This is a genomic window from Stenotrophomonas sp. C3(2023) (assembly GCF_032911385.1).
Classification (GTDB): Bacteria; Pseudomonadota; Gammaproteobacteria; order Xanthomonadales; family Xanthomonadaceae; genus Stenotrophomonas.
Genome location: NZ_JAWJLO010000001.1, coordinates 878297 through 902049 on the forward strand (window position 1 = coordinate 878297; position 23753 = coordinate 902049).

Consider the following 23753-nt stretch of genomic DNA (forward strand, 5'->3'; position numbering starts at 1 on the left):
AAAAGGTATTGCCATGAACAAGACCACCCGAGTTCTGCTTGTTTCCCTGCTGTCCGTGGCCGTCCTGGCCGGTTGCTCGAAGAAGGTGAAGGAAGAGCCGGCAGCGCCGGTCGACACCGGTTCGACCACCCAGCCGACCGCTCCGGCCACCTCCGGCCTGTACGGCCCGGGCGATCTGGATACCGATGCCTGCCTGCGCCAGCGCGTTGTTTACTTCGACCTGGACAAGGAAGACGTGAAGCCGGAATTCCAGGCCATCATGGCCTGCCACGCCAAGTACCTGCGTGACCGTCCGTCCTCGCGCATCACCCTGCAGGGCCACACCGACGAGCGTGGTTCGCGCGCGTACAACCAGGCCCTGGGTGAGCGTCGTGGCAACGGCGTGAGCTCGGCGCTGCAGGCCAACGGTGGTTCGGCTTCGCAGCTGACCGTCGTGTCCTACGGCGAAGAGCGTCCGGTCTGCAATGACTCCAACGAGTCGTGCTGGTCGCAGAACCGTCGCGCCGAAATCGTCTACACCGCGCAGTAATCCATGCGCATCGGCATCAAACTGATGCTGGTCGTGGCGGCAGCCTTCGCGGCTGCCGCCCCGGTGCATGCGCAGCGCCAGAGCCTGGCCGACCGTGTCGGCGTGCTCGAGCAGCAGATGTACAACAACAGTTCCAACCAGGATCTGTTGAACCAGGTGACCCAGCTGCGCCAGCAGATCGAGCAGCTGCAGGGCACCGTGGAACAGCTGCAGCATGACAATACCCAGCTGAAAAAAGCCAACCAGGACGCGTTCCTGGATCTGGACGAGCGTCTGAACCGCCTGGAAGGCGGCGCAGCTCCGGTGCTTCCGCCGACTGCAGCGTCCGCTCCCACGCCGGCTTCGGCGCCCGTCGCCCCCCCGGCAGCGGCCACTTCCGAGCGGCCGCCCTCGGTGCACGCCGACGCCGGTGCAAAGGCTGCCAGCGCCGACGAACGCACCACCTACAACGTGGCCTTCGATGCGCTCAAGGCCGGCAAGTACGCCGACGCCACGCAGCTGTTCATGAGCTTCCTTGAGCTCTACCCGAGCGGCGTATACGCGCCCAACGCGATGTACTGGCTGGGTGAGAGCTACTACGCGGTCGGCAACTACGAGATGGCGAAGAGCCAGTTCCGCGACCTGATCGGCCGCTACCCGACCCATGACAAGGCATCCGGCGCACTGCTCAAGCTGGGCCTGTCCCATTACGCGCTGGGCGATGTGGACCAGGCCCTGCAGACACTGGACGGTGTCGCTGGCCAGTACCCCGGCTCGGACGCTGCACGCACCGCGCAGGATCGCGCCAACGCCATCCGCCTGGGCCAGCACTCGCGCTGACCCCGGCAGCGGGCCGCTGTACAATGATCTGCCGGGCGATGCCCGGCAGTTTCGTTTCCGCCACCGTCCCGGCCCCGCCGCGCCAGCCATCAGCCTGGCCCTGCCGCCGGGAGCCGAATGCCGCCCTGGCCTGGATTACCTGTAATGAGCACCCTCAGCCCCGCCGAAGCGGCCGCGCTTCCCAGCGACATCGTGCAATCGCCGCTGCCGCGCCTGAAGATCACCGAGATTTTCACCTCGCTGCAGGGGGAGTCGGACAGCGTGGGCTGGCCAACCGTGTTCGTGCGTCTGACCGGCTGTCCGCTGCGCTGCCTTTACTGCGATACAACCTATGCCTTCCATGGCGGCACCTGGTGGGACATCGGCGATATCGTCGCCGAGGTACTGCGCCAGGGCGTGCGCCACGTCTGCGTGACCGGCGGCGAGCCGCTGGCGCAGAAGCGCTGCCTGATCCTGCTGCAGAAGCTCTGCGACGCCGGCCTGGATGTCTCGCTGGAGACCTCCGGCGCACTGGATGTATCAGCGGTCGATCCGCGCGTGTCGCGCGTGCTGGATCTCAAGACCCCGGGCTCCGGCGAGGTGTCGCGCAACCGTCTGGCCAACCTGCCGCTGCTGACCGCGCGCGATCAGGTCAAGTTCGTGATCTGCAACCGCGCCGACTATGAGTGGGCCAAGGGCATGCTCGCCGAGCACCCGCTGGCGGAGCGCTGCATGGTGTTGTTCTCACCCAGCAAGGGCGAGATCAGCGCGCGCGAGCTGGCCGACTGGATCGTCGCAGACCGGCTGCCGGTGCGTTTCCAGATGCAGCTGCACAAGATTCTGTGGAACGACGAGCCGGGCCGCTGAGCCCTGCCTGCTGCGAGCCACGTTGATGTACCCACCGGCGCGGGACAGCGTGCTGGCTTTGTTCTCCCCAACCGGAAAAGACACCATGAAGAAGGCAGTCGTGCTTCTCTCCGGCGGCATGGATTCAGCCGCCGTCATCGCCATGGCCCAGGAGCAGGGTTTTGCCGTGCATGCGCTCAGCGTGCGCTATGGCCAGCGCCATACCTCCGAGCTGGACGCCGCCGCACGCGTGGCTGCCGCGATGGGTGTGGTCGCGCATAAAACCGTGGACGTGGACCTGCGCAGCATCGGTGGCTCGGCGCTCACCGATGACATCGCCGTGCCCGAAGCGGGCGGCGGCGGCATTCCGGTCACCTATGTGCCGGCGCGCAACACCATCATGCTGTCGCTGGCGCTGGGCTGGGCCGAAGTGCTGGGCGCGGCGGACATCTTCTGCGGCGTCAACGCGGTGGACTATTCCGGCTATCCGGACTGCCGGCCGGAGTTCATCGCCGCGTTCCAGACGTTGGCCAACCTGGCCACCAAGGCCGGCGTCGAAGGCGCCGGCATCCAGGTGCATGCGCCGCTGCAGTTCCTGAGCAAGGCGCAGATCGTCAGCGAGGGCGTGCGCCTGGGCGTCGACTTCGGCCTGACCGTTTCCTGCTACAGCGCCGACGCGCGCGGTGCCGCCTGCGGCCAGTGCGATGCGTGCCAGCTGCGCGCGCAGGGCTTTGCCGACGCCGGCGTGCCCGATCCGACCCTGTACGCTTGAGTGCGGCAAGCGCGCTGTCAACGGCGCTGACGTCAACGTGCGCCGACTACGTGCACCGACTACGTGCACGGCGGCGCGTAGTGGGGTAGAATGCTCGCCCTTCGGCACTGTCCGAAGGCAGTTGGGCCGTTAGCTCAGTCGGTAGAGCAGAAGACTTTTAATCTTTTGGTCGAAGGTTCGAATCCTTCACGGCCCACCAATGCAGAAAAAGACGGCGCTGCCGTCTTTTTTTTGCCTGCGCTCGGCCGGCCAGTCGTTGCAGCTGGCCGGACAGGGGCGCCTGGTCGCCTCGCGACGCGCCGTGCAGATAGCCTTCGCAATGGCACCAGCGCCAGAAGGCGCGCAGCGTAGGCGACACGCGCAGTGGAGCACTCCGACGCTGGTGCAGGTGCAGGTACATCGCCACATGCCGTCGCCGCAGTGTGGCGGTGGTCAGCACCGAGCGGGAAAGCACCGACAGCAGTGCATCGATCTCCTGCCGCAGCGCACGTCGCTGGGCCTTTGGCAGACGCGCGACGATCTCGTGCCGGTAGCGTTCGACCGCCTGACGCAGCGTGGGTGGCTCGCACGCGGGAAGGTCGACAAGGCCGGTCAGCACTCGCCACCGTTGGACGGCGACGCCATAGTCGTTGCCCAGCGGCGTCTCCCGCCGTGGCCGCTTGCCATGGTCGAAGTAATAGTACGTCGCGCCGGATTTCTGCGGGCGTATGCGCAGGTGGGGCAGGGCACCGGGCTTGCCGGGCAGGCGGGCCATCAGCGTGAACGGCCCAGAGGCCGACAGCGCGTTGCGGTGGCACGCGGGAACAGGGAACGCATGGGGTACTCCGTGCAGCTGGGCCGGCAGGTCGGCTGCAGCAACTACACTGGCACCCGTCCGGAAACTTCACCCGAAGTTTAGTTTCCGTGCGCTTGGAGATGAATCAGGAAATCTTCAATTGATCGATCCGCACGCTTTCGTGCCGCGTGCGACAGGGTGGTGGGGAGGGCGCGTCCGTTGCGGAGCGGCCGCCGCGCTGTTGGCGACAGGCTCGGCGGCGAGAGTGCGGAGTGAACCGCCTCAGCGTGCGGTGCGCAGGGCGGTCAGCACGCGTCGGCCGGCGGTGGTCAGCTCGGCCGGATCCAGGCCGTCGGCCCAGTACTCGATGATCTCGGCGGTGATCAGGTCGACCAGCTCATCGAAGCGTTCGGCCGGAATCGGTTCGACCACATTGGCCTCGATGTGGCGGAGCAGCTGGATGGCGGCTGCCATCAGGCGACGCTGGCGCTCGGCCAGCTGCAGTGGATTGAGTGAGGTCACCGCCGTGCTGAGATAGCGCGGCTCCACGCCTTCCATGATCCAGGTGGAGCTGATGCCCAGCACCTTCTGCACGGTATTGGCGCCGGCGGCGGAGACGCCGCGCGTCTCCCAGTTGTTCACCGCCTGCGGGGAATGGCCCACCTTGCGGGCGAGCTCGGACTGGCCCGTGATGGGAGGCTGGAGTTCGGCGGCCGCTTCGTACAGGCGGCGCATGGTGGCGTGCTGTTGTCGCATGGCCGCATTGTCCGGCTGGTGAGAGGCAGACTGTTAAACGCTCAGTGATTCCATCAGTTAAACCTATGGTTGATGCGGAGCGCAACCCGGCGCGCGGTTGGCGTCAACGGCTCGTATGCACCGATCAGGTCAGATAGCGGGCGAATCAGTCCATCGTCCGTTGCCAGGCCAGGCCAGGCCAGGCCAGGGCGGCAGCGGCCTCGTCGTAGCGCGGGGTCGAGTCGTTGTGCAAGCCATGGCGGGTGCCCGCGTAGACGTGCGCCTGGTAGCGCGTGCCGGCCGCTTCCAGCGCCGCCTCATAGGTGGGCCAGGTCGCATTGACATCGGCGTCGTTCTCGGCGGAATGCAGCAGCATTGGGGCCTTGATGCGGGGCACGTCGTCCGGCGGGCCAGCGCGTAGCCCGGGCTCAAGGCAGCCAGCAGTGATGCGCCGCCGAGACCGGCCACGGCGGCACCGGCTGCGCGCTCGAGGAAGTCGCGGCCACTGACGCGGTCATGCGCATACCCATCATGCAGCTCCAGCAGCTCAGCGGGAAAATCCCTGGCGGTCAGTCGTTGCATGGCTGGTTCCGGCGTGGGCTACCGGCACGCGCGCGCGCCGGCAGGCGCGACCTGAATCCACCATTGCTGTTCCGGGTGTCCGGCTGCCGCGCGCCGGTGACCTCAGCGGACGAAGCCGCCGCTGGCCAGATACAGGTGCAGCTCGACGTCGGAGGTGATGCCCAGCTTGCGCATGGCGCTGGCCTTCTGGTGGCTGATGGTGGCCACGCTGCGGTTCTGCTGTGCGGCTATTTCACTGACCGAGTGGCGGGCGGCGATCATGCGCAGCACATCCGCCTCGCGGGGCGACAGGTCGTCGGCCTGGCGTGCCTTGAGCTGGGTGAGATCAAAGTGGCCGAGTGCATCGCGCAGCGAGCGCCCGACGTAACGTTTGCCGCGTACCACGCTGGACATGGCATCGGGCAGTTCTTCCATCAGCGCGGATTTGTCCAGCAGCCCCATCACGCCGGCGCCCAGCGCGAGCTGCATGACCCGCAGGCTGGTGGTCATGGTGAACAGGACAACGCGCACCTCGGGATGCCGCCGTCGCAGCGTGGCCAGCATCGGCAGCCCGTCAGGCTGCTCGCCCGGCATGTTCAGGTCGGTCATCACCACATCGCAGGTAACCTTGGCGAGCAGCTCCAGCAACGACTCCGGCGAGGCCGCTTCGGCGACCACGTTGTAACGCTTGTTTTCCGTCAGTACCGAACGTGCCCCGATCCGGATGACGGGATGATCGTCGGCGATGATGATGCGAGGTGTGAGGCTCATGCTTGTGCTGCCGCCTGCGGCACGTTCAGGCACGGAAACCGGCTTGAACGAGGCCACGTTCACCCCGAGGGGAGCGGGTGATGCTGGGAGGCACTGTGTCGCCTTTGTCATGTGCCGGATATCTCGATTTGCATTCGCCGATCGGGGGGCTGCGGTAGCACCCGAGCAGGCGGGAGGCGGGCCGTTTGCAAGCATGCATGGAGGGTCCTCGGGGCGGCGGCCCACGATGGGGCATCGGCGTGCATCCTAGGTGCAGGGCGAAACCGTCTCTATAAGAAGACTTGCAACTGTTGCATCACCACGGGTCCGAGAGCGGCTTCTGCCCGTGAAGGCAGTGTCATCACGCGTTTTTTGCGGCACATCGTGTCGCTGGCACGTGCTCCATCACCGGCCCCTCCCGGCGTGGGGTGGTTGAAAGCGACATGTATCCAGCGCGCTGCGTGCGCGCAGGGATGTACTAGAGTGGGCGACCGTTCGAACTGGAGTAGGCTGATGAACTGTCCCGCCTGCGCAACCCCGTCGCTGCAGGCCCATCAGTGCCAGGGCATCGAGGTTGCCGCGTGCACAGGCTGTGGTGGGGTATGGCTGCCACGCACCGCGCTGGAGGCATTGAACCCGCCTCCAGCGACTGCGTCCGCGCAGGCCGGTGGACCTGCGGCCAGCCCCGGGTCATTGACCCTGCGCCATCGCGACACGCGCCATCTGGGCCAGCGTGCGGCTCGCACGGACATACGCGCCGGGCGCCAGGCAGCCACCTTCATGGCCGACCTGCTCGATCTCTGAGTCCGCCGGTTCCGTGCAACCCCGGGGCGGGCCCATGCGCGGCCGGCAAGCAGACTTCAGGCGGCCTCGCGCTGTCCCGGCGGCAGGCTGGGATCGACATCGTTGAAGCAACGGCGGATGGCGTCCAGCAGCTCGCTCATGCAGTAGGGCTTGGGCAGGAAGTGCATGCCGTTGCCGAGTTCGGGCAGCACGCGGTGCGGCTCCAGGCCCGAGGTCACCAGAATCGGCAGGTGCTGGTAGGAGGCGCGCACGCGCTTGGCGATCTCCAGTCCGCTGATGGCACCCAGGCAGACGTCGGTGAACAGCAGGTCGAAGCGTTCACCGGCCCCCAGCAGACCAAGCGCGGCTTCGGCGGAACTGACCGCGACCACTTCGCAGGCCTGGCTTTCCAGCGTCAGCCGGCTCAGTTCGAGGGTTTCTTCGGCATCTTCGATCAGCAGAACGCGAGGCTGCACATGGCGTCGGGACAACAGCATGGAACGATGGCTCCGTACAACGGGGAATGGCGCCGGTCCAGGCCTGCGCACCCACCGACCGGTGTCGGTGGGGCGCAAGTATGCCGAGGGGGGAGGTGAGCCCGGCGTGCAGGCCCGAGGACGGGCATGTTACCGCCCCCAGTCTGCCGCCCCGCTAGAACCACAGCCGCACGCCGGCCAGCCAGCGGGTATCGCGGGCATGGTGGCCGGTAGACCGGGCTGCATCGCCAAAATGCCGCTCATGGCTGACACCGATATACGGGGCGAAGCGGCGGCTGACCTCATAGCGCAGCCGCAGACCGGCTTCGACCTTGTTCAGACCGGCGCCGATGCCGCGTAAAGGCTCTGAGCGGGTAGCTGCCGTGGCCTCCAGCAGGGGCTGCAGGATCAGCCGGTTGCTCAGCAGGACCTCGTACTCCACCTCGGCTTTGGCCATCACCTGGCCACCCGCGCCGACGTACACGGTGGCCGAGGTTTCGAACTTGTACGGTGCCAGCCCCTGTATGCCGAATGCGGCCCAGCTGCGGCCATCGCCAGGCAGCAGATCCTGGCGTACGCCGACCAGCAGGTCCCACCACGGCGACACGGCGCGCCCGTACAGCAGTTCCACGTCGGCTGAGCGGGTGTGCCCGTCACGGCGCTCGCCTTCGCTGCGCAGCCAGACCCGGTCCAGATCGGTGCCGAACCAGCCGCTGAGCTCCCAGTTCTGTCCGGTGCCCTGCTGGCCTTCCCAGTGCTCGAGGCGCTCGACCCGCAGCAGGCTGTTGAGGGGCGAGGCGTGGAGCATGGCGCCATGATCGATCGGCGGAAACGCGGCCGCGCGGTCGGCGTCAGTAAGCACAGGGATCGGCGCGCGTGGCGCAGGCATGGTGGCGGCATGGCCTGCATGGGGTGGCGCCATCGAGGCGTGGTCCATCCTCGAATGGTCCATGGTCGAATGGTCCATCATCGAATGGTCTGGCTGCGCAGGTGCCCCCGCTGCGTCGCTGGCCGGCTCGCGCGAGGCCAGGGGCGCGCCGTGGCCGTGGTGAGCATGCGACTGGGCGGCGGCCGCTGGTGGCAGCAGCAGGACGCTGGCGAGCAGACCGGTTTTCAGCAGAGTGCGCGTCATTCTTCGATCCTCACTTCGCGCATCATCCCGGCTTCCATGTGGTACAGCAGGTGGCAATGGAACGCCCAGCGGCCCAGTGCGTCGGCCCGCACGCGGTAGCTGCGGCGGGTGCCTGGCGGCACGTCCACTGTGTGCTTGCGCAGCTGGAACGCGCCCTGTGCATCTTCCAGATCACTCCACACCCCATGCAGGTGGATCGGGTGCTGCATCATGGTGTCGTTGACCAGCACGATGCGCATGCGCTCGCCGTACTTCAGCCGCAGCGGCTCGGCGCTGGCAAAGGGAATGCCATCGAAGGACCAGGCGAATTTTTCCATGTGTCCGGTCAGATGCAGTTCCACCTCGCGACCCGGCTCGCGCCCGTCAGGGTCGTCGAACAGACTGCGCATGGCGCCATAGGTCAGGACGCTGCGTCCGTTGTCGCGCAGTCCGATGCCCGGATCGTCCAGGCGTGGCTGGGTGGCATTGCTCTGCATGTCCACCAACGGGTTGCCGCGTTCGCTGGCCGGATGCTGGACGCTGGGCCCGGTGCCGCCATGCCCACCATGACCCCCATGCCCCGCGTGCCCGCCGGAGGGTGTCGCCATCGCGGCCACGCCGGCGTGGTCATGCCCGCCATGAGCGCCCATGTCGTGGGCCATGTCGGCCATGGTCAGCAGCGGACGGGGATCATTGACCGGAACCGGCGCCTGCAGGCCATGACGTACCGCCAGCGTACCGGCGGCAAAGCCGGTGCGGCCCATGTCCTGGCAGAACACGGTGTAGGCATCCTGGCCGCTGGGTTCGACCAGCACATCGAAGGTCTCTGCCGGGGCGATGCGGAACTCGTCGACGCTGACCGGATGGATGTACTGGCCGTCGGCCGCCACCACCGTCATCTTCAGCCCGGGAATGCGCACATCGAAATAGGTCATCGCCGCGCCGTTGATGAAGCGCAGCAGGATCTTTTCGCCGGGGCGGAACAGTCCAGTCCAGTTGCCTGCGGGCGTGGTTCCGTTCATCAGGTACGTGTAGGTGTGCGCATTGATGTCGGAGATGTCGGTGGGTGTCATCCGCATCCGGCCCCACATACCGCGGTCGGCCAGTGCGGCTGACCAGCCGTCGCGCCGCACATCGCGCAGGAAGTCGGGCAGGGTGCGCCGGTAGTAGTTGTCGTGCTCGGCCAGCTTCTTCATGCGGCGGAACAGTGCGCCCGGGTCCAGGTCGGTCCAGTCGGAGAGCAGCACCACATGCTCACGGTCGTAGCGGTAAGGCGGCGGCTGCAGCGGATCGATGATCAGCGCGCCGTACAGCCCGGCCTGTTCCTGGAACATGGAATGGCTGTGATACCAGTAGGTGCCCGACTGGTTGAGGGTGAACCGGTAGTGCCAGGTCTGCCCGGGTGCGATCCCGTTGAAGCTCAGGCCGGGTACCCCGTCCATGTTGGCGGGCAGCAGAATGCCGTGCCAATGAATGGAGGTGGGGTGGTGGGCGAGTGTGTTGCGCACGTGGATGTCCACCGTCTGGCCTTCGCGCCAGCGCAGGATCGGCGCGGGCAGGCTGCCGTTGACGGTGATGGCCGGTCGCGTGCGGCCGGTGAAGTTCACCGCCGACTCGCCGATGGCCAGGGTAAGGTGCTGCTGTTGCAGGACCTGCGGGGCGGCGGCCAGCGCGCGGCCGCGGCCGGCAGCTGCGGAGGCGCGGGCGGGCAGGCCGGCCGCGCCCAGCCCGGCGACCACGCCACCGGCGGCCAGACCCTGCACGAACAGGCGGCGGGACGGCAGCGCGGGACGGCGGCCGTCGGAAGAGAAAACGCTCATCAGAAAAACTCCAGACGCAGGAGGGCGCTGGCCGACTGGCCAGCATCACGGGGCGCGCCACGGCGCGCAGCACCGGCTCAGGCGATGGGAGGACGCGAAATCTGCGGCAATGCCGGTGAGGGCCGGTCCGGGCCGTGAGCACCCTGTGGCACGACCGTGCCATAGGGCCCGGCAGGCAACAGCGCGATGCCGAGCACCAGTGCCGGCTGCTGCGCGCAGCTGCGCAGGCAGTCCTTGATCTGACAGTGGTCGGCGGCAGCCGACTCCAGTCCCCCGTGCGCTTGAGCAGACCCGTGCACGACCGGCGCTGCGTCGTGACACGGTGGTTGCACCGGTCGGTGATCGGCTGCGTGCACTTCAGCGGCTGCGGCGACACGGGCGGCCATCGGTGCGGCCACCGCGATGTTCAGCCCGTTCAGGACGAGGCTGATCATCAACAACAGGCGCAGCAGCAGCGACGGCAATGGCATGGCGCTACCTTACCTGCAACCCGCTCAGGATGCACGGGGGAGGGCGCTCGTGCCGCCAGACTTGCCCGGCTGCCTTGCTGCCCCATCGCCGCGCGGCGGTCAGCCCTGCTCGGCGACGATGTCGATCAGGCGCGGCCCGTAGCGGGCCAGCTTGCTGCCGCCGATGCCGCCTACCCGTGCCAGCTCGTCCAGCGAGGTCGGGCGCTGCTCGGCGATGTTGCGCAGCGTGCTGTCGTGGAAGATCACAAACGCGGGCACGTTCTGCTCGCGCGCCAGCTCGGCACGCAGGCCGCGCAGCGCGTTGAACAGGGCCAGATCCTGCGGCAGCACCGACAGCCCGGTGCGCTGCGCGCTGCGCTCGCGGCCACTGGGGCTGGCCGGATTCTCGCGGCGCATGCGGATCGTGCGCTGACCCTTGAGCACCTCGCGGCTGGCTTCGGTCAAGCGCAGACCACCGTGGTTCTCGCTGTCCACCTGCAGCAGGCTCGCCGCCACCAGCTGGCGGAACACGCTGCGCCAGGTGCGGCTGTCCAGGTCGCGGCCGATGCCATAGGTGCTCAGCTTGTCGTGGCCGACCTGACGGATCTTGTCGTTCTCGCTGCCGCGCAGGATGTCGATCAGGTGACCCACGCCGTAGCGCTGGCCGCTGCGGAACACGCAGCTCAGCGCCTTCTGCGCCGGTACGGTGGCATCCCAGGCCGCCGGCGGCGAGAGGCAGTTGTCGCAGTTGCCGCAGGGCTCAGGGTAGGTTTCACCGAATCCGGCCAGCAGCACCTGGCGTCGGCACTGCATGGACTCGCAGTAGCCCAGCAGATGGTCCAGCTTGGCGCGCTCGAGCTGCTTGCGTTCCTCACTGGCCTCGCCCTGTTCGATCATCTGCTTGAGCAGCACCACATCGCCCAGCCCGTAGCACAGCAGGGCTTCGGCCGGCTCGCCGTCACGGCCGGCACGTCCGGTTTCCTGGTAGTACCCCTCCATCGACTTGGGCAGGTCGGTGTGGGCGACGAAGCGCACGTCGGGTTTATCGATGCCCATGCCGAAGGCGATGGTGGCGCACATGACGATGCCGTCCTCGCGCAGGAACCGGCGCTGGTTGGCCGCGCGCACCTCGGCCGGCAGGCCGGCATGGTAGGGAAGGGCGTTGAATCCTTGGCCGCTCAGGTAGTCAGCGGTTTCCTCAACCTTGCGTCGGGACAGGCAGTAGATGATGCCGGCCTCGTCGCGGTGTCCGCGCAGGAAGTCGGTGAGCTGCTTGCGCGCATTGTCCTTCTGCACCACGGTATAGCGGATGTTCGGGCGATCGAACGAGCTGACGAAGTGGCGGGCCTGGGTCAGATCGAGCCGCTCGGCGATCTCGCGCTGGGTTGGCGGGTCGGCGGTGGCCGTCAGGGCGATGCGCGGCACGTCCGGCCAGCGCTCGTGCAGCACGGTGAGCTGGCGGTATTCGGGGCGGAAGTCGTGCCCCCACTGCGAGACGCAGTGTGCCTCGTCGATGGCGAACAAGGCGATCCGGCTGCGCGCCAGCAGCGACAGGAAGCGCCCGGTGAGCAGCCGTTCCGGCGCGACATACAGCATGTCCAGCTCACCGGCGAGCAGGGCGCGCTCGACGCGCCCGGCCGTTTCCGCATCGAGCGTGGAATTGAGGTATTCGGCCCGTACACCGAGCTGGCGCAGGGCCTCGACCTGGTCCTGCATCAGCGCGATCAGCGGCGAGATGATGATCCCGCAGCCATCGCGCAGCAGGGCCGGGACCTGGTAGCACAGCGACTTGCCGCCACCGGTGGGCATGAGCACGAGGGCATCGTGCCCGGCGGCCACATGCTCCACGATGTCCTGCTGGGGACCACGGAAGTTGTCGTAACCAAAGACGCGGGCGAGCAGGTCAAGCGCGGGACGGGAAGCCATCACCCTAGTTTACCCCGCCGGGGGTGCGGCCGGGCTGCCGCCCGGCACCCGCAGAAGCGGGAGCAACAGCAACAGCAACAGCAATCGCAACAGCAACCGCAACCGCAACCGCAACGGCGGCCTCCTGGTGGGGCCGGGTAGCAGGGGCTTGCAGGAGACGCCGTAAACCCATCCATGGGGGCTTGGTCGCCGCATCCATGCGGCTCACACTCCTGCAAGCCCCTGCTACCCGACCCAGGACAGAATCCTGGCGACTGCAGCGTCACTTTCCGATGGTTCGACGGCTGTTCTCACAGAGTTCATGGCGCTGAAAGAGAGAAGGGGGCCGGCGTTTTCCTGCGGAAAACGGGCAACAGCAAAGGCGTGACGACCAACGGTCGTCACCTACCGAGGGCAACAGCAAAGGCGTGACGACCAACGGTCGTCACCTACCAAGGGCAGGAGCGAAGGCGTGACGACCAACGGTCGTCACCTACCACGGGCGCTCAGCGGTGCTGGGCCAGCAGCCAGGTCCACATGGCCGGGTCGGCGTAGGTGGCGTCCCAGGCGTTGTGGTTGCCGTCGGGATACTCGGTGTACCGTGCGTCGCGGGCGCCTGCGGCCTGGAAAGCGGCGTGAAGTCGGCGATCGTCATCAGGAAGAACGACGTCATCCTTGGCACCATGGAACATCCACACCGGTACCTGCTTCAGCCGCTGCGCGAGCGCGGCATAGGGATCGGCTTCGTTGGCCACCGCTTCCACGAACAGGGTCTGCCGCTCCGGACGCGGGGCGCGCACCGCGCCGCATACCGGCACCAGCGCGGCAAAACGCTGCGGCTCGGCCAGGGCGATGTTCCAGCTGCCGTAGCCGCCCATCGACATGCCGGTCAGGTACTGGCGGTCCGGATCGCCCCCGAACTCCTTGATCGCCGCGTCCAGCGCCGCCAGCGCCACGGCGTTGTTGTGCCCGGCCCATTCCTCGTCGTCCGGCACCTGCGGCATCACCACCAGCGCGGGAAACTCGCTGGCATGGGCGCGCAGGTACGGACCGAGGCCCGCTTCGGTCTGCCTGCTGCCATCACGGCCACGTTCACCCGAGCCATGCAGGAACAGCACCACCGGCAGCAGGCCCTCCTTGCGCGCGCTGGCGGCGGGCACGAACACCTGGTACTGGCTGCTTTGGCCGTTGACGGTGACCACACGCGACTGGAACGTGCCGGCCTCTTTCGGAGCGCTGGTGCGGTTGCAGGCACCCAGCAGCATCAGCAGGGCCAGCAGGGGCAGGGAACGGGCAAGGCGGCGGAGCATGGTCGGGCTCTTCGGGTCGGGAACGTCAGCATGCTATCGCCGCTGTGCAAGGGCCGCATCGTGCAGCGCATCAGCCTGCGCGTGGCGCGCTGGCGAGAATCTCCAGCTGCTCGCGCGCCTCGGCATTGCCGTCGGCCGCAGCGGCCTGCACCTGGGCCAGGTCGGGATGCATTACCACCAGCAGCGGATTCTCGCAGACCGGGCAATCGTACTCGGTGGCCTCTTCGTCCAGCTCCATCACCATCGCACGCGAGCTGCCCTTCCATTCACAGGCGGCGCAGGTGTGCAGCTGCTCGCGCCAGCCGGGGGTGAAGTAGTTTTCGATGGTGGTGGCCATGGTGGGCTCCGGTCAGTGCAGCAGGATCAGGGTGGCCAGGCCGAGGAAGCTGAAGAACCCCATCACGTCGGTCACCGCGGTCACCACCACCGTGCCGGCCACGGCCGGGTCGACGTTCATGCGCTTGAGCAGCAGGGGCAGCAGCACACCGGACAACGCGGCGGCCATGAAGTTGATGATCAGCGCCAGCGTGATCACGATCGACAGCAGCCAGCTGTGGAACCACGCAAACGCGATCGCGCCGACAAGCGTGCCGATCAGCGTGCCGTTGATCAACGCCACGCGCGTCTCCTTCCACAGCAGGATGCGTGCGTTGCTGGCGCCGACCTGGCCCAGTGCGATACCGCGCACCATCAGGGTCAGCACCTGCACGGCGGCGTTGCCACCCACACCGGCGACAATGGGCATCAGCACGGCCAGCGCCACCACCTTCTGCAGGGTCACCTCGAACTGGCCGATGACCGTAGCGGCCAGGAAGGCCGTGCACAGATTGATGCCCAGCCAGACCACGCGGCCACGCACGGCGCGCTTGATCGGCGAGAACAGGTCTTCTTCTTCGTCCAGACCGGCCGCGCCCAATGCCTGGTGCTCGGCCTGCGAGCGGATGATATCGACCACGTCATCGATGGTGATGCGGCCGAGCAGGATGTTGTTGTCGTCCACCACCGGTGCCGAGACCCAGTCATGGTCGGAGAACTGACGGGCCACTTCCTCATCACTCTCACCCACATCGATGGCCGGCTGCTCATCGTCGATCAGACGGTTGATGGGAGTAGTGTCTTCATGGGTGACCAGCGCGGCCAGCGACACGCGGCCCAGATACTGGTGACGGCGGCTGACCACGAACAGGTGATCGGTATGGTCGGGCAGTTCGCCGCGCAGGCGCAGGTAACGCAGCACCACATCGACGTTGACGTCGGCACGCACGGTGACCACGTCGGGATTCATCAGGCGGCCGGCGCTGTCCTCGGGGTAGGACAGGACCTGTTCCAGGCGCTCGCGGTTTTCCCGGTCCATCGACTTGAGGACCTCGTCGATGACCGTGTCCGGCAGGTCTTCGACCAGGTCGGCCAGGTCATCGATGTCGAGGTCTTCGACCGCGGCGATGATCTCGTCCGGGTCCATGTCGGCCAGCAGGCTTTCACGCACTTCGTCGCCGACATGGACCAGCACCTCACCGTCGTCTTCGGGGTCGACCAGGCCCCACACCACCTCGCGCTTCCCGGGCGGAAGCGACTCAAGCAGGTTGCCGATCTCGGCCGGGGCGAGCGTGTTGACCAGGCGGCGTACCGGACCCAGCCGGCCGCTGTCCAGCGCATCGGACAACAGCCGCAGCTGGCGCGCAGTCTTGTCGTGGCGTACGGCTTCGGCCATCGCAGCTCCCGCGGAAGAAAAGAAAGTGGCCGCGCTTGAGCAAGGATGCCGTAAATGCGGTGGTCAGCGCGTCATTATCGCAAGGCTGTGTGACCGGCGATAGGCCGCCGGGTCCATGCTCCGGTAGAGCCGACCCCACGGTCGGCTGCGCGCGCAGCGCCGCGGATCAGCGCGACCGGACCAGAATCGAGCCGGGCAGCGCCCGGTCAGGCGTTGGCGGTCAACGCCAGCCAGCGCTCGATGCCGCGTCGGTCGCGCGCGGCCAGCAACTTGCCGGCACGTGCACGCAGGGCACCCAGGTCTGCCTCGCGTACCGCGCGCCGCACTTCCAGTAGCGTACCCGGGTGCAGGCTGAACTCGGTAAGGCCCAGTGCCAGCAGCAGAGGGGTCAGCCGCGCGTCACCGGCGATTTCACCGCAGACGGCCACCGGCAGGCGATGCCGTTGCCCGGTCTCGATCACCATTGACAGCAGCCGCAGCACCGCCGGGTGCAGCGGGGAATACAGCTCGCCCAGCGCCTCGTTGTTGCGGTCCGCTGCCAGCAGATACTGCACCAGATCATTGGTGCCGATGGAGAGGAACTCCACCTGGTCGATGAACGTCTCCAGCGCGATGGCGGCGGCGGGGACTTCGATCATCGCGCCGAGCGGTACGTGCTCGGCCACTTCATGGCCCTGCGTACGCAGCTCGGCGGTCAGCCGGCTCATGCGCCGGCGCACCGCCAGCAGTTCGTCGCGGCTACTGACCATCGGCACCAGCACGCGCAGCTTGCCGTAGGCCGACGCACGCAAAATCGCGCGCAGCTGGGTGTCGGCGACCTTGGGGCGTGCCAGTGACAGGCGCACGCCGCGCAGGCCGAGGGCCGGGTTTTCTTCATTGCCCAGCACCAGCCCGGTGCGGTCCGCCTTGTCGGCGCCCAGGTCGAGCGTGCGGATGGTGACCGGCCGCCCGCTCATGCCCAGTGCGGCATCGCGGTAGGTCTGGAACTGCTCGTCTTCGCTGGGCAGCTCGTTGCGTTGCAGGAACAGGAATTCGGTGCGGTACAGGCCCAGCCCCTGCGCGCCGAAGGCATGCGCCTGGGTGACATCCTCCAGCGACTCGGCGTTGGCCATCAGGGCGATGTCCACCTGGTCGCGGGTGCGGCTGGGTTTGCTGCGCAGGCGGCCGAGCTCGCGCTGTTCCCGCGCGTGCTCTTTCAGACGGATGCGATAGTCGCGCAGGTTGTCGGCCTGCGGGTTGACGGTGATGCTGCCGTCGCTGCCATCGACAATGAGCACATCGCCATCAACGATGCGGCTGAGCACGTGGGGCGCGTTGACGATCAATGGCAGATGCAGGCTGCGGGCGAGAATGGCGCTGTGCGAGAGCGCGCTGCCGGCCGCGCTGACGATGGCCACCACGCCCTGTGCCTGCAGTTGGGCCATTTCCGAGGGAGCGACGGTGTCGCAGACCAGGATCTCCCCGGCCATGCCTTTCACCGCCGGCGGCTGGTTGCCGGGCAGGAACGCGTGGATGCGGCCGATGACATGGTCCAGATCGTCCATGCGGCTCTTCAGGTAGGCATCGTCCATGCCATCGAAGACCTTGGCCAGGCGGTCGCGCTGCAGGCGCAGCGCGTAGCCGGCACTGTACGGGCCGCTGCGGATCAGCTCATCCAGACCGTAGAGCAGTTCCGGGTCGTCCAGCAGCAGGGCGTGCAGGTCGAGGAATTCACCGGCGGCCTGTTCAAGGGCACCCTGCAGTCGCTGGCGCAGGTCATGCATTTCAGCGCGGGCCGACTCGATGGCGCGATGAAGCCGGTCAAGTTCGGCTTCGACCTGGGTTGGCGCGACACGCTGTTCGGCCACTTCCAGTTTGTGCGGCAGACGCACGCGTGCACGCCCCAGCGCCGTACCCCGCGCAGCGCCGTGGCCGGACAGCAGCTGCACCGGCCGCAGGCCGGTGGGTGCCAGTCCAGCACGCGCGCGCGGCATGCTCAGCTGTCCTCGTCGAAACGACGCTCGAACAGGGATACCACCGCATCCATGGCAGCGGCTTCATCTTCGCCACTGATGCGGATGGTCACCGGCGTGCCCTGGCCGGCAGCCAGCAGCATGACGCCCATGATGCTCTTGGCGTTGATCTCCCGGCCTTTGGCGGCCATGGTGACGTTGCAGCGGAACGGTGCCAGTTCCTGCACCAGCTTGGCTGTCGCGCGCGCATGCAGGCCCAGGCGGTTGCTTACGGTGAGTTCTCGTTCAAGCATCGTCGAAAATTGCTCCATTTCGGGCGCCCGCTGCCGCGGTCGCCTGCAGTTGATCCAGTCCCTGTTCGGGATAGTTCATGACCCGCAGCATCATCGGCAGGTTCAGTGCCGCAACCCGACGCGCCGGCGTTCCCAGACGTGCCAGCTGCGCGGCCAGGTTGCTGGGGCTGGCGCCGTACAGGTCGGTCAGGATCAGCACGCCGTCGCCCCCGTCCACCCGCCGCAACGCGGCCGAGGCCAGCGGAAGCAACGCATCCAGGTCTGCATCGAACGGTACTTCGAACGCTTCAGTCTTCAGCGGCAGATGCCGCAGGAGCCGGGTGGCCACCTCAAGCAGCGCGGGCCCGATTCCCGGGTGTGTCACAAGGAGAATGCCACAGGTCATGTCTGAACGTTAACAGGTCGGTATGACCCTGCGATAGCAGTATGTAGAAGCCGCACTGTTCCGTATTCAGGAACAGCTGGGCAGCCGTGGTCTGGGGGGGGGGGGGGGCGCCACGGAAGCGGGATCGAAAAGGCAGGGGCCCGGAGCGGCGCACCGCCGGTGCCGTGGTAGGTGACCACCGTGGGTCGTCACGCGTTCGGGGCGCCGCAGAAGCCAGAGCAGGAGCGTGACGACCAACGGTCGTCACCTACCACGGCTGGAGGAGCGACAGCGGCGTGGGGGTGTCATCCACCCGAAGCGAAGCGTGGCGACTCACTCCAGTTCGCGGTGATACGTTGCCACGTCTTCCCAGCCCTGTTCGCGGGCATGTCGTGCCATCCGTTCGGCCAGGAATACCGAGCGGTGTTTGCCGCCGGTGCAACCAAAGGACACGGTTACGTAGCTGCGGGTGTCGCTGCCCAGCTTCGGCAGCCAGGTGTCGAGAAAATCGACCAGTTGTGCCACATACGTCTGCACCTCCGGTTCGGCTTCGAGGAAATCGCGTACGCCACCCTCGCGCCCGCTCAGCGGTCGCAGGTCCGGGTTCCAGTGCGGGTTGGGCAACACCCGCGCGTCGAACACAAAGTCCGCCTCGGCCGGCACGCCGCGCTTGTAGGCGAACGATTCGAACAGCAGCGACAGCCGGCTGCTGTGCCCGAGCGTGTACTCGGTGACCAGGCGTCGGCGCAGCTGGTGCACATTCAGATGTGTCGTGTCGATCACCGCGTCGGCGGCCTCGCGCAGCGGCGCGGTCAGTTCGCGTTCGCGCGCGATGGCTTCGGGCAGCGACAATCCCATCTGGCTCAAGGGGTGGCGCCGGCGGGTATCGGCATAGCGTTTGAGCAGAGACTCGTCGCTGGCCTCGAAGAACAGCAGCTGCGCCTGTACGCCGGCGTCCAGCGCCTGCTGCCGCCAGTCGCCCAGCTGCGTCAGATCGCTCTGTCCGCGCACATCGATGCCGACCGCCAGACGCCGCGGCGCCGCCTCCGCTTCGCCCAGCACACTGCGGACGAAAGCCGGCAGCAGGCGGATCGGCAGGTTGTCCGAGCAGTAGTAGTCCTGGTCTTCAAAGGTTTTCAAGGCAACGGACTTGCCCGAGCCGGACAGGCCGCTGATGATCATCAGGGTCGAGGCAGGACGGGTAATACTGTTCATGGCGGACTCTTTGCGGCGGTGGTGAACGGGGGCTAGGGCGTGCGGCGCTCGAGCAGATTGCTGTGGCGTGCGATGAACATCGCAGCCGGATCGATGCCCTTGGTGCGCAGGATATGCAGACGGGTCGCCGCTTCGGTCAGTACCGAGAGGTTGCGTCCGGGCATCACCGGAAGCGTGATCAGCGGCACGTCCAGATCCAGCACGTGGCGCGTGCCGGAATCGCCGGTCAGGCGCTCGTAACCATGGGGCGTGGGCTCGGTCATCGGCTTGGTGAGGTGAACGATCAGCCGAAGATACTTGTTCTTCTTTACCGCTGTATCACCGAACATCTCGCGCACGTTGAGCACGCCCAGGCCCCGCACTTCCAGCAGATCCTGCAGCAGCTCGGGGCAGGTGCCGTCGAGCACGTCCGGGGCGATCTGGGTGAACTCGGGGGCGTCATCGGCCACCAGCCGGTGTCCGCGACTCAACAGCTCCAGTGCCAGCTCGCTCTTGCCCGACCCTGCCTCGCCGGTGATCAGCACGCCGATGGAGTAGATCTCCATGAAAACGCCATGCAGGATCACCCGCGGCGCCAGGGTGCGGGCCAGATGGTAGGAAAGATGGTTGAGCAGCTCATGCCCACGCTTGGGCGACACCCACAGCGGCGTCTGCGATTCGTCTGCCGCCGCGCGCAGGTCTTCCGGGCAGGGCTGGTTGCGGGTGATCACCAGCGCCAACGGGTGCGAATGCATGATCTTTTCGATCACTTCCCAGCGCTGCCGTGAGTCCAGCGAGTCCAGCCAGGACAGCTCCTCTGAACCCAGGATCTGCACCTTGTTGGGGTAGATCGCGTTGAGGTAGCCGGCCAGCGAAGGACGGCGCGAAACCGTATTGCCTGCTTCAAGCTCGCGCTTTTCGCCTTTCTGTCCAGCGACCCAGCGCAGAGCCAGACGCTCGCGCTGCTGGTCGAACAGTTCACGTGCGGTGATGCTGGTATTCATGCGGCGCTGGCCGGTGGAGGGAAGGCAATGATCTGGTGCAGCTGCTCAGCAGTCTGCGCTTCGCGCAGCGCTTGGCGGATGCCCGGCTCGGAGAACAGCTCGGCCAGCTCGGACAGCAGCATGAGGTGCTGATGGGTGTAATGGGTTGGCACGGCGATGGCGAACACGAGATCCACCGGCTCATCGCCGCCGAAATCCACCGGTGCCTCCAGCCGCAGCAGGGCGCCACGGGGACGGTCCAGCGCGGGAGCGCGGCCGTGCGGGATGGCGATGCCATGGCCGATGGCAGTACTGCCCAGCGCTTCGCGCGCGCGCAGGTTTGCATGCAGTTGTTCAGCGTTGGCCTGCTCGCACGCCAGCAGCTGGGCGGCGGCGAGCAGGACGCTATCCCGGTCAGCCGCCGTGCAGATCCGGGTCCGCACGGCAGCCATAAGGTCGGTCAGGGGCATATCAACAAGCAGACGATGGCATCAGTCGCCATTGTCGCTCACCGGCACCGGTGCGTGCTGCTGTTTCTTTTCCTTGTGCTTGATTACCAGTCGGTCGAGCTTGTCAGCCAGCACATCGATGGCGGCGTACATGGTCTGTCCGCTGGCCTCGGCATGCAGCGTCTGGCCGGGGATGTTCAGGCTGGCATCGACGTGGTGTTCGGTCTTCTGCAGCTTGAGGGTGACGCGCGCCTCGCAATGCTGGTCGTAGTGCTTGCCGATCCGGGCGAGCTTTTCTTCAACATAGCTCTGCAGAGCCGGGGTCACTTCGACATCTTTGCCAAACGTTTCGATGCGCATCGGTTTCCTCCTGATGGGGTTTTGCCAATGAACCTCTCCGCCGGCGCGTGGGCGTCAAGCGATTCTGACTCTCTCGTGGGAGGCGGAAATGTTCATGGCTTCACGATACTTCGCAACGGTCCTTCGCGCCACCGGGATACCTGCGTTTTTGAGCAGGTCAGCCAGCTTGGCGTCAGAAAGCGGTTTTCGCGGGTTCTCGTTGTCGATGAGGCGGCGCAGCATCGCCTGGATCGCGGTGCTTGAAGCTTCGCCACCCCCGTCGGTGTCGATGCCGGAGGCGAAAAACGTCCGTAATGCGATCGTGCCGCGCGGTGTGCGCACGTGTTTGCGGGCGATGGCACGGGAGATGGTCGACTCGTGCAGGCCCAGCTCACCGGCCACCTCACGCAGGGTGAGCGGGCGCAGCGCCTGCGCGCCGAACTCCAGAAAGCCTGCCTGCTGCTGGATCAGGCTGCGCACCACCCGCAGCAGGGTTTCGCCGCGGGCCTCCAGCCCTTTGAGCAGCCAGCGCGCCTCCTGCAGCTGCCCGCGCAGGTAGCCGGCGTCGGCCTCGCCGCAGCGGCCGATCAGCTGTTCGTAGCCGCGATGGATGACCACCCGGGGCCCGGCATGGCCGGCCAGTGCCGCACGCCACACCCCGTTGTGCCGCCAGATGACCGCATCCGGTATGACATAGGCGTCCTGCTCCACGGCGGCAATGCGCGCACCCGGCCGCGGATCGAGCGAGCGAAGCAGGGCGATGGCGGTGTCCACATCGGCCACCGGCTGCTTGAGTTCCTGGGCCAGACCGATCGCACCGCTGCGCGGCAGCCGCTCCAACGGGCCAGCGGCGATCTGCAGGGCCAGCTCACGACCCGGGTGATCCGGCGCCAGCAGCGCCAGCTGCAGCTGCAGGCATTCGCCGAGCGTGCGGGCACCGACGCCGGGCGGGTCGAAGCGTTGGATCTGGTGCAGCACGGTGAGAATCTGCGCATGGTCAGCCCGGATGCCGGGCAGCAGACTCTCGGCAATGGCCGTGAGCGGCTCGCGCAGGTACCCGTCATCGTCCAGAGCGTCGATCAGCACCGCGCCGATGCTGCGGTCGCGCGGCGTCAGGTGCGACAGGTGCAGCTGCCACAGCAGGTGGTCAGCCAGGGTCTCGGTCTGGGCGACACGCTCGGCTGCGCTGCTCGCCTCGTCGTCGTCGAATCCGCCGCCGCTGGCGGCGCCGGTCCAGTCCAGTTCGGCCGGGCGCCCGTCATCGTCGGGGCCGCCTGCCTCGGCCACTCCGCTGCTGTTGTCGGCCGGGCTGGCAGCGGGCTCACTGCCAGCCGGATCAGGCGCGTGGGCCTCGGCAGCGTAGGCCCATTCGAGCAGCGGATTGCTCTCCACCGCAGCAGCGATCTCAAGCTCAAGCTCGGTGCTGGACATCTGCAGCAGCTTGATGGCCTGACGCAGCTGCGGCGTCATGACCAGCTGCTGCCCCAGCGATGTCTGCAGCCGTGTTTTCATGCCTGTGCCGAACACAGAACGAGAGGTTCGGCGGTCGCCCTCACAGCTTGAAGGCGTCGCCCAGATACACCCGGCGCACGTCGGCGTTCTGCAGCAGGTCGTCCGGTGCGCCCTGCGCCAGCACCTTGCCTTCGGCCAGGATGTAGGCGCGGTCACAGATGCCCAGCGTCTCGCGGACGTTGTGGTCGGTGATCAGCACGCCGATGCCGCGCTGCTTGAGATGGGTGACGATGCGCTGGATCTCGCCGACCGAAATCGGGTCGACGCCGGCAAATGGTTCATCCAGCAGGATCAGGCGCGGCTGCGCGGCCAGCGCGCGGGCGATCTCGCAGCGACGACGCTCGCCGCCGGAGAGGCTGGCACCGAGCTGCTCGGCCACGTGGGTCAGCTGCAGCTCCTCGAGCAGGCTGGTGAGCTCGCGCTCGCGGCCGGCGCGGTCCAGGTCTTCGCGCAGTTCCAGCACCAGACGCAGGTTGTCGGCCACGGTCAGTTTGCGGAACACCGAAGGCTCCTGCGGCAGGTAGCCCACGCCGCGCTTGGCGCGCGTATACATCGGGTCGCTGGTGATGTCGGTGCCATCGAGCACGATGGTGCCGGCGTCGGCCGCCACCAGGCCGACGATCATGTAGAAGCAGGTGGTCTTGCCGGCGCCGTTGGGACCGAGCAGGCCGACGACCTCACCGGCTTCCAGGGTCAGGCCGAAGTCCTTCACCACCTCGCGCTGCTTGTACGCCTTGCGCAGGCCCTTGGCGACGAGCATTACTTCTTCCCCTGGCCCGCAGCGGGCGTGGCGGTCTTGTTCTTGGGCTGGATGACGGTGCGAACGCGCGTGCCATCGCCACCACTGTTCATCTCGCCGGTACGGGTGTTGTAGACCATGCGCTGGCCGGCGTTGGTACCCCGCGCGCTGACCACGTTGTAGTTGCCGGTCAGGGTGATGATTTCCGAGGTCACGTCGTAGTCGATGCGGTCGGCCTTGGCGTCCATCCAGCTGCCGTCGTCGAGCTGCTGCTTCATGGTCGCCTGGCGGCCGTTGAAGATCACCCGCACAGGCTCGCCGCCGCGCAGGTGGATTTCGGCATCGGCCGAGCGCAGGTCCAGCGTGCCCTGGGTGATGATGACGCCCTGGGACAGGGTGGTCTTGCCATCGCCGGTCAGCGTGCCGCTCTGTGCACCGGCGTCGATGGTCATCGGCTCATTGCGGTCGCTGGATCTGGCCAGGGCCGAACCGGCAAGGACCAGTGAGGCCAGGACGAGCAATGCGCGGGAGGTGGCGGTCTTCATCGATCATCTCTTAAGTGGGGCCGCGCGGCCGGTGCGGCCCGCGGATGCCGCG

27 protein-coding genes and 1 tRNA gene are annotated in these 23753 nt (G+C 67.1%); 7 read left to right on the forward strand and 21 right to left on the reverse strand.

The features are described 5' to 3' along the window. Window positions 1-13 precede the first annotated feature (13 nt). The 6 genes from pal (at window position 14) to RZA67_RS03770 (ending at window position 3843) form a co-directional block, all read left to right on the forward strand. Entirely contained in the window at window positions 14-529 is a 516-nt protein-coding gene (pal, locus tag RZA67_RS03745; protein ID WP_317211248.1) for a peptidoglycan-associated lipoprotein Pal, read from the forward strand. A gap of 3 nt (window positions 530-532) precedes the next feature. Next, window positions 533-1348, forward strand: coding sequence for a tol-pal system protein YbgF (ybgF, locus tag RZA67_RS03750; RefSeq protein WP_317211249.1), 816 nt, complete (start codon window positions 533-535; stop codon window positions 1346-1348). Between the two features lie 144 nt (window positions 1349-1492). Continuing rightward, the gene (gene queE / locus RZA67_RS03755) at window positions 1493-2194 is read left to right on the forward strand and encodes a 7-carboxy-7-deazaguanine synthase QueE (RefSeq protein ID WP_317211250.1); all 702 of its coding nucleotides are present in this window, start codon (window positions 1493-1495) and stop codon (window positions 2192-2194) included. An 85-nt stretch (window positions 2195-2279) separates the two neighbouring features. Then, window positions 2280-2945, forward strand: coding sequence for a 7-cyano-7-deazaguanine synthase QueC (queC, locus tag RZA67_RS03760; protein ID WP_317211251.1), 666 nt, complete (start codon window positions 2280-2282; stop codon window positions 2943-2945). Window positions 2946-3068: 123 nt separating this feature from the next. Next, window positions 3069-3144, forward strand: a tRNA-Lys gene (locus RZA67_RS03765). Beyond that, a complete protein-coding gene (locus RZA67_RS03770) occupies window positions 3145-3843 on the forward strand; it encodes a hypothetical protein (RefSeq protein ID WP_317211252.1) in 699 nt (232 codons plus the stop codon). A gap of 159 nt (window positions 3844-4002) precedes the next feature. On the opposite strand, the gene RZA67_RS03775 is transcribed toward RZA67_RS03770, so the two are convergent. From RZA67_RS03775 to RZA67_RS03785, 3 genes are all read right to left on the reverse strand, one after another. Further along, window positions 4003-4476: a hypothetical protein gene (locus tag RZA67_RS03775; protein ID WP_317211253.1), complete on the reverse strand. Its 474-nt coding sequence runs from the start codon at window positions 4474-4476 to the stop codon at window positions 4003-4005. A 145-nt stretch (window positions 4477-4621) separates the two neighbouring features. Further along, complete coding sequence (locus RZA67_RS03780) at window positions 4622-4831, reverse strand: dienelactone hydrolase family protein (RefSeq protein ID WP_317211254.1); 210 nt, start codon at window positions 4829-4831, stop codon at window positions 4622-4624. 308 nt (window positions 4832-5139) lie between these two features. Next, the gene (locus RZA67_RS03785; protein WP_317211256.1) at window positions 5140-5787 is read right to left on the reverse strand and encodes a response regulator transcription factor; all 648 of its coding nucleotides are present in this window, start codon (window positions 5785-5787) and stop codon (window positions 5140-5142) included. Between the two features lie 492 nt (window positions 5788-6279). Between RZA67_RS03785 and RZA67_RS03790 the strand changes: the two genes are divergently transcribed. Further along, a complete protein-coding gene (locus RZA67_RS03790) occupies window positions 6280-6570 on the forward strand; it encodes a zf-TFIIB domain-containing protein (RefSeq protein WP_317211257.1) in 291 nt (96 codons plus the stop codon). A 56-nt stretch (window positions 6571-6626) separates the two neighbouring features. Here the strand turns inward: RZA67_RS03790 and RZA67_RS03795 are convergent, their stop codons facing one another. From RZA67_RS03795 to lptA, 18 genes are all read right to left on the reverse strand, one after another. Then, window positions 6627-7046: a response regulator gene (locus RZA67_RS03795; RefSeq protein WP_317211258.1), complete on the reverse strand. Its 420-nt coding sequence runs from the start codon at window positions 7044-7046 to the stop codon at window positions 6627-6629. A gap of 154 nt (window positions 7047-7200) precedes the next feature. Beyond that, window positions 7201-8157: a copper resistance protein B gene (locus tag RZA67_RS03800; RefSeq protein ID WP_317211260.1), complete on the reverse strand. Its 957-nt coding sequence runs from the start codon at window positions 8155-8157 to the stop codon at window positions 7201-7203. Beyond that, window positions 8154-9956, reverse strand: coding sequence for a copper resistance system multicopper oxidase (locus tag RZA67_RS03805; protein WP_317211261.1), 1803 nt, complete (start codon window positions 9954-9956; stop codon window positions 8154-8156). The genes RZA67_RS03800 and RZA67_RS03805 overlap by 4 nt, the downstream gene beginning before the upstream one ends. A 77-nt stretch (window positions 9957-10033) precedes the next feature. Continuing rightward, a complete protein-coding gene (locus RZA67_RS03810) occupies window positions 10034-10426 on the reverse strand; it encodes a CopL family metal-binding regulatory protein (protein WP_317211262.1) in 393 nt (130 codons plus the stop codon). Window positions 10427-10525: 99 nt separating this feature from the next. Further along, window positions 10526-12331, reverse strand: coding sequence for a DNA helicase RecQ (recQ, locus tag RZA67_RS03815; RefSeq protein WP_317211263.1), 1806 nt, complete (start codon window positions 12329-12331; stop codon window positions 10526-10528). A gap of 485 nt (window positions 12332-12816) precedes the next feature. Then, window positions 12817-13620 (reverse strand): prolyl oligopeptidase family serine peptidase, encoded by an 804-nt coding sequence (locus RZA67_RS03820; protein WP_317211264.1) that lies wholly within the window; start codon window positions 13618-13620, stop codon window positions 12817-12819. 70 nt (window positions 13621-13690) lie between these two features. Further along, window positions 13691-13957 carry a hypothetical protein gene (locus RZA67_RS03825; RefSeq protein WP_317211265.1) on the reverse strand — a complete coding sequence of 89 codons (267 nt, stop codon included), beginning with the start codon at window positions 13955-13957 and terminating at the stop codon, window positions 13691-13693. Between the two features lie 12 nt (window positions 13958-13969). Continuing rightward, on the reverse strand, window positions 13970-15331 hold the full coding sequence (mgtE, locus tag RZA67_RS03830; RefSeq protein WP_317211267.1) for a magnesium transporter: 1362 nt from the start codon (window positions 15329-15331) through the stop codon (window positions 13970-13972). A 206-nt stretch (window positions 15332-15537) separates the two neighbouring features. Next, a complete protein-coding gene (gene ptsP / locus RZA67_RS03835) occupies window positions 15538-17304 on the reverse strand; it encodes a phosphoenolpyruvate--protein phosphotransferase (RefSeq protein ID WP_317211269.1) in 1767 nt (588 codons plus the stop codon). A gap of 2 nt (window positions 17305-17306) precedes the next feature. Next, the gene (locus tag RZA67_RS03840) at window positions 17307-17576 is read right to left on the reverse strand and encodes an HPr family phosphocarrier protein (RefSeq protein ID WP_317211271.1); all 270 of its coding nucleotides are present in this window, start codon (window positions 17574-17576) and stop codon (window positions 17307-17309) included. Then, window positions 17569-17961 carry a PTS fructose IIA subunit family protein gene (locus tag RZA67_RS03845; RefSeq protein WP_317211272.1) on the reverse strand — a complete coding sequence of 131 codons (393 nt, stop codon included), beginning with the start codon at window positions 17959-17961 and terminating at the stop codon, window positions 17569-17571. Before RZA67_RS03845 ends, RZA67_RS03840 begins: the two co-directional genes overlap by 8 nt. A gap of 312 nt (window positions 17962-18273) precedes the next feature. Beyond that, window positions 18274-19155 carry an RNase adapter RapZ gene (rapZ, locus tag RZA67_RS03850; protein ID WP_317211274.1) on the reverse strand — a complete coding sequence of 294 codons (882 nt, stop codon included), beginning with the start codon at window positions 19153-19155 and terminating at the stop codon, window positions 18274-18276. 32 nt (window positions 19156-19187) lie between these two features. Further along, window positions 19188-20138, reverse strand: a complete 951-nt coding sequence (gene hprK / locus RZA67_RS03855; protein ID WP_317211277.1) for an HPr(Ser) kinase/phosphatase — start codon at window positions 20136-20138, stop codon at window positions 19188-19190. Then, entirely contained in the window at window positions 20135-20587 is a 453-nt protein-coding gene (locus RZA67_RS03860; RefSeq protein ID WP_317211279.1) for a PTS sugar transporter subunit IIA, read from the reverse strand. Before RZA67_RS03860 ends, hprK begins: the two co-directional genes overlap by 4 nt. Window positions 20588-20608: 21 nt before the next feature. After that, a complete protein-coding gene (raiA, locus tag RZA67_RS03865; protein ID WP_317211280.1) occupies window positions 20609-20926 on the reverse strand; it encodes a ribosome-associated translation inhibitor RaiA in 318 nt (105 codons plus the stop codon). Window positions 20927-20980: 54 nt separating this feature from the next. Then, window positions 20981-22417, reverse strand: a complete 1437-nt coding sequence (locus RZA67_RS03870; protein ID WP_317211281.1) for an RNA polymerase factor sigma-54 — start codon at window positions 22415-22417, stop codon at window positions 20981-20983. Window positions 22418-22457: 40 nt separating this feature from the next. After that, entirely contained in the window at window positions 22458-23177 is a 720-nt protein-coding gene (lptB, locus tag RZA67_RS03875; protein WP_317211284.1) for an LPS export ABC transporter ATP-binding protein, read from the reverse strand. Next, window positions 23177-23701 (reverse strand): lipopolysaccharide transport periplasmic protein LptA, encoded by a 525-nt coding sequence (lptA, locus tag RZA67_RS03880; RefSeq protein WP_317211285.1) that lies wholly within the window; start codon window positions 23699-23701, stop codon window positions 23177-23179. The genes lptB and lptA overlap by 1 nt, the downstream gene beginning before the upstream one ends. Between the last annotated feature and the right edge of the window lie 52 nt (window positions 23702-23753).